Source organism: Amycolatopsis sp. SID8362 (assembly GCF_010550475.1).
GTDB lineage: Bacteria > Actinomycetota > Actinomycetes > Mycobacteriales > Pseudonocardiaceae > Amycolatopsis > Amycolatopsis eburnea.
In genome coordinates this window covers 1-5,587 of record NZ_JAAGNB010000012.1, presented here as the reverse complement: position 1 = coordinate 5,587, position 5,587 = coordinate 1, and the positions used below count along the sequence as shown (strand labels likewise).

The window sequence follows — 5,587 nt, the reverse complement described above, 5'->3', positions numbered from 1 at the left end:
CCGACGCCGAGCTGATCGCCCAGATCCGCCGGCTCGCCGACGGCGCCGCCCGGACGGCGTCGGTGTGCGCGGGCGCGTTCGCGCTGGCCGCGGCCGGTGTCCTCGACGGACGGCGGGCCACCACGCACTGGGACCTCACCGGACGGCTCGCCCGGCGCTTCCCGCGGATCGACGTCGACGGCGACGCGATCTTCGTCAAGGACGGCCCGGTCATCACCTCGGCCGGTGTCACCTCCGGCATCGACCTCGCGCTGGCGCTCGTCGAGGACGACCTCGGCGCCGAGGTGGCCCGGCTGGTGGCCAAGCACCTGGTCGTCTTCCTGCAACGCCCGGGCGGCCAGTCGCAGTTCAGCGTCCGCCTGGAGACCGGCCGCCCGCGCACGGAGCTGCTGCGCGGCGTGCTGGACGCCGTCACGGCCGATCCGGCGGCCCCGCACACCCTCGACGACCTGGCCGCGCGCGCCGGCGTCAGCACCAGGCACCTGACGCGCCTGTTCCGCGAAGAGCTCGGCCGCACCCCGGCGCGGTTCGTCGAGCAGGTCCGGCTGGAGGCCGCCCGGCAGCAGCTGGAGCGCACCACCGACCCGCTCGACGTCGTGGCGCGGCGGGCGGGGTTCCGGACCGCGGAGACGTTGCGGCGCGCCTTCGCCCGGCACCTCGGGGTCACGCCGAGCGACTACCGGGCCCGCTTCCGGACCACCGGCACCGCCTGAACGCTTCCGCCCGCGCATCCGTACACCAAGACAAGGGATGACGAGGAGGCTGCCGCCGTGCGCATCGTGATCGCGGAGGACGACGCCCTGTTGCGGGAGGGGCTCGTGCTGCTCTTGCGCAGCGAGGGGTTCGAGGTGGTCGAGGCCGTCGACCACCCGGGCGACCTGGTGACGTCGGTCGTGGCGGCGGCGCCGGACCTGGCCGTCGTCGATGTCCGCCTGCCGCCGACGTTCACCGACGAAGGGCTCCGCGCCGCCCTTGAAGCGCGGCGCCGGGTGCCGGGGCTGGCGATCCTCGCGCTGTCCGCGTTCGTCGAAGACGGCTACGCGGGCGACCTCCTGGCCGTCGGCGGGGGCGGGGCCGGGTACCTGCTCAAGGAGCGCGTCGGCCGGCCCGACGAGTTCCTCGACGCACTGCGGCGCGTCGCGGCCGGCGGCACGGTGCTGGACCGGGACGTCGTGGCGGTCCAGCTGGCCCGGCACCGCCCGGGCGATCCGGTGGCCGCGCTGACCGACCGCGAACGCGAGGTCGTCGCGCTGCTGGCCGAAGGGCACTCGGTGCCGACGATCGGGCGCCTGCTCGGCATCGGGACCGCCGCCGCCCGGCAGCACGCCGGGGACGTCAGCGCGAAGCTGCGCGTCCCCGGCACCGCGATGCTCAGCTACCTACGAGCGTGAGCAGCTCCGCCTGCTTCTCCCGGTACCGGGCCACGTTGGCCAGCTTGACGTCTTCGTAGCCCCGCACCAGGTCGGGCAGCTCGGCCAGCGCGAGCACCCGTGCCCGGTCCACATCGGACGCGCGGAAGGCGGTCAGGATCATGGCGCGGTAGTCCTCGACCAGCTCGCGCTCGACCCGCCGCACCTCGGCGCGGCCGAACGGGTCGAGCCGGGTGCCGCGCAGCTTGCGCAGCGCGTGCAGCAGCCGGAACGCCGGGCGGAACCACGGGCCGAGGCTGATCTTGCGCTTCATGCCGAGCGCGCGCAGCACCGGCGGGTGCAGCCGGTAGGCGTACTTGGTGCCCTCGCCGAACTGCTCGGCCAGGCCGTCGGTGAACGCCGGGTCGAGCGAAAGCCGGGCGACCTCGTACTCGTCCTTGTACGCCATCAGCTTGTACAGGTGCTTCGCGACGGCCTCGGTGATCTCCGTCGGCCCGTCCTCCAGCACCCGCACCCGCTCGACGAACTCGGCGTACGCGCGGGCGTACCGCTTGTCCTGGTAGGCGGCCAGGTCCGGGATCCGGACGTCCAGCAGCCGCGCCAGCTCCGAGCCGGGCTCGGCGTGCACGAGCTTGCGCGCGGCCGGCTGTGCGACCGGGCGCACCTTCGCCGGGGCCGTCGTGAGGGCCTCGGGCTCGGCGATGAGCTGGCGACCGCGGCGGAAAGCCTGGAGGTTCGCCTTCACGGCGGTGCCGTTCAGCTCGATCGCACGCTCGATCACCGACGCCGGCAGCGGGATCGCGCCGGTCTGGTAGGCGGCGCCGAGCTGGAGCACGTTGGCGAACTGGTCGTCGTCGAACAGCTCCTCGGCGAGACCGCGGGCGTCGAGCGAAACCGTGCGCGCCGCGGCGGCTTCCAGCGGCGCGAGGACGCTGCCGGGGGAGGGGAAGGACACCGTGGTGTCGACGACCATCCGCCCGGTCGGGACCTCGGTGGTCGAGACGACGGCGGTGGTCCGTTCGGCGTCGGCCACGGCCAGGTTCGCCGCGTCCGCCCCGACCAGCGCGTCGCACGCCAGGTAGAGGTCGCACTCGCCGGTGGCGAGCTTCGGGGCCTGCTCGACCGGGTCCGCCGTCACCTTGAGGTCGGAGACGACGGCGCCGCCCTTCTGCGCCAGCCCGGTCTGGTCGAGCGTGCGGACGTGCCGCCCGTCGAGCACCGCGGCCGTCGCGAGGATCTGCGTCACGGTGACCACGCCGGTGCCGCCGATGCCGGTGATCCGCACCGTGAAGTCCTTGGTGGACATCGAGGGCGCGGGAACGGCGTCGGCGGCCAGCTCGGTCAGCTTGCGCCGCTGCTTCTTCCCGGTCGGCACGACGGTGACGAACGACGGGCAGTCCCCGGCCAGGCAGGAGTAGTCGACGTTGCACGAGGACTGGTGGATCGCGGTCTTGCGGCCGAATTCGGTCGCCACCGGCTGCACGGACAGGCAGTTCGACTTCGTCCCGCAGTCGCCGCAGCCCTCGCAGACGCGCTCGTTGATGACCACGCGGGTCGTCGGGGTCTTCTGCTTGCCACGGCGGCGCTTCCGGCGCTTCTCGGCCGCGCACTCCTGCTCGTGGATCAGCACGGTGACGCCCTTGACGGCGGCCAGTTCTTCTTGCGTGGCAAGGAGTTCCGCGCGGTCGCGCACCTCGACGCCGGCGGGGAGCTTGCGGCGCCGCAGCTTCGCGGGCGCGTCGCTGGTGATCACGACCCGCTTCGCACCCTCGACGAGCAGCAGCTCGGCGACCTTCTCCACCGGCAGCCCGCCGACCGCGTCCTGGCCGCCGGTCATCGCCACGGCGGAGTTGTAGAGCAGCTTGTAGGTGATGTTGACGCCGGCCGCGACCGCCGCGCGCACCGCGAGGCTGCCGGAGTGGGTGAAGGTGCCGTCGCCGATGTTCTGCACGAAGTGCTCGGCCTCGACGAACGGCGCCATGCCGATCCACTGCGTGCCTTCGCCGCCCATCTGCGTCACGCCGAGGACGGTGCCGACCTGGTCGGGTTCCATGAACAGCGCCATGGTGTGGCAGCCGATGCCGCCGCCGACGAGCGTGCCCTCCGGGACCTTCGTCGACGAGTTGTGCGGGCAGCCCGAGCAGAAGTACGGCGTCCGCGCGAGCAGTGGCACCGAGATGCGCTCGCGACGGCGGCGGGTGGTGAAGGCGTCGACCGAAGGGATGCCGCCGGGCAACCGGCGGGCCAGCCCGGCCGCGATGCCGTCCGGGTCCAGCTCGCCGAGCTCGGTGAACAGCGTCCGGCCGTCGCGGTCCTTCTTGCCGGTGACCGCGGGGGCGCCGGGCACGCCGTAGAGGACCTCCTTGAGGGCGGTCTCGACGAACGAACGCTTCTCCTCGACGACGACGATTTCCTCGAGCCCGTCGGCGAATTCGCGGACGATCGAGGGCTCCAGCGGGTGGATCGCGCCGAGCTTGAGCACGCGGATGCCGTACTTCTCCAAGGCGCCAGCGTCGAGGCCGAGCGTGCGCAGCGCCTGCTGGAGGTCCAGGTAGGACTTGCCGGCGGCGACGATGCCGATCCGGTCGGCGGAGCCGCGCGCGGTGATCCGGTTGACGCCGCTCGCGCGCAGGTACTCGGTGACCAGCGGCAGCCGGACGGTGAAGAGGCTGCGCTCCAGCTCGGCGAGGCTGGTGCCGAGCAGCCGCGACGTCGGCGTGTGCCGGTACGCCCGCTCGATCTCCGGCGCGGTCCACTCCGGGCTCACGACGGCGGTGCCGGACGCGTCGGCGACGTTCGCGACGACCTTCAGCGACGTCCAGACGCCGGCCGCGCGGGACAGCTCGACCGCGTGCATGCCGAGGTCGAGGACGTCCTGGGAGTCGGCCGGGTAGAGGATCGGGATCGCCAGGTCGGCGAGGGCGAGCTCGGACGCGCAGGGAACGGTCGAGGACTTCGCGTTCGGGTCGTCGCCGACGAGCGCGACGGCGCCGCCGCGCGGGTCGGTGCCGGCCAGGTTGGCGTGGCGCAGGGCGTCGGAGGCCCGGTCGAGGCCGGGGGCCTTGCCGTACCAGAACCCGGTGACGCCGCGCTGCCCGCCGGCGCCCGCGACGAGCTGGCTGCCCATCACCGAGGTCGCGGCCAGCTCCTCGTTGAGCCCGGGCCGGTGCACGACGTCGTGCTTCTCCAGCAGCGTCGAGCGGCGGCCGAGCTCGAGGTCGTACCCGGCCAGCGGCGAGCCCTCGTAGCCCGAAACGAAGACGGCGGGGTCGCCGCCGTGGGCGCGGTCGTGCCGGACGCGGTCGAACAGCAGCCGGACCAGGGCCTGCACCCCGGTCAGGTGCACGGTTCCCGCCTCCCGCAGATAGCGGTCTTCGAGCGTGAACGTCTCCACGGCGCGGCTCCTCTCGATGTGCTTCCGGGCACAGTGCGACGCCGGCCACAGCGACGCAACAGGCGTTGGCGTTCCGGGACTCTATACGCAAACTTCCGGGCCTCTTCGCGCCGGCTGGCTCGGTTTTTTGCGCGGAGTTACGCTCCTGCGCATGCCCGAAGAGCTGCTCGACGCGACCGACCACGAGATCCTCGGCCTGCTGCGCGAAGACGCCCGCCGCACGCTGTCCGACATCGCCGGCCGCGTCACCCTCTCCACGGCCGCGGTCAAGCGCCGCATCGACCGGCTGCGCGAGACCGGCGTGATCACGGGCTTCACGGTCCAGGTCGACCACGCGAAGCTGGGCTGGGGGATCGAGGCGTTCACCGAGCTGCGCTTCGTCGGCAACACGAAGGTCGCGGAGATCCTGCGCACGACGACCCGCATGCCGGAGGCCCAGGCGGTGTTCACGATCGCGGGCGACCCGGACGCGCTGGTGTGGCTGCGGGTGCGCGACATGGCCCACCTGCAGAAGACGATCGACGAGATCCGGCGGCACCACCAGGTGACCGGGACGAAGACGCTGATCGCGCTGGAGTCGTGGTCGCGGGGGAACTGACGTGCTCGTGACGCTGGCGCGGCGGCCGGACCTCGCCGAAGCCGTCTACGCCATCCCGTACCCGCCGGGCTCGCCGGCGTTCATGGCGGGCAGCCTCGCGAGCCTGCTGGTGCGCGGCCGCCGGGTGGCGCGCCGCTGGCCGCACCTCGTCGTCGCGCTGCTCGACGGCGATCGGCCGATCGCGCGCGGGATCATGGTGCCCTTCCGCAGCCGCGGTTCGCTGCC

At 73.2% G+C, this 5,587-nt stretch carries 4 protein-coding genes and 1 pseudogene; 4 read left to right on the top strand and 1 reads right to left on the bottom strand.

Annotated features, from left to right (window positions below; genetic code table 11):
- Both G3I65_RS01015 and G3I65_RS01010 read left to right on the top strand, forming a co-directional pair.
- On the top strand, positions 1-713 hold a 713-nt coding region (locus tag G3I65_RS01015), incomplete at its 5' end, for a GlxA family transcriptional regulator (protein WP_160693870.1).
- 57 nt (positions 714-770) lie between these two features.
- Positions 771-1,391, top strand: a complete 621-nt coding sequence (locus tag G3I65_RS01010; RefSeq protein ID WP_160693868.1) for a response regulator — start codon at positions 771-773, stop codon at positions 1,389-1,391.
- Here the strand turns inward: G3I65_RS01010 and G3I65_RS01005 are convergent.
- Entirely contained in the window at positions 1,372-4,764 is a 3,393-nt protein-coding gene (locus tag G3I65_RS01005; protein ID WP_309235225.1) for an indolepyruvate ferredoxin oxidoreductase family protein, read from the bottom strand. The genes G3I65_RS01010 and G3I65_RS01005 overlap by 20 nt on opposite strands.
- 151 nt (positions 4,765-4,915) lie before the next feature.
- Here G3I65_RS01005 and G3I65_RS01000 point away from each other — a divergent pair, with 151 nt between their 5' ends.
- Positions 4,916-5,362, top strand: coding sequence for an Lrp/AsnC family transcriptional regulator (locus G3I65_RS01000; RefSeq protein ID WP_086864456.1), 447 nt, complete (start codon positions 4,916-4,918; stop codon positions 5,360-5,362).
- A gap of 1 nt (position 5,363) precedes the next feature.
- Positions 5,364-5,587 (top strand): annotated as a pseudogene (locus G3I65_RS00995) (hypothetical protein); the annotation flags it as partial.

Excerpts from the sequence above, each read along its gene's own strand:
- G3I65_RS01000 (WP_086864456.1), top strand. The coding sequence starts at position 4,916 with ATGCCCGAAGAGCTGCTCGACGCGACCGACCACGAGATCCTCGGCCTG.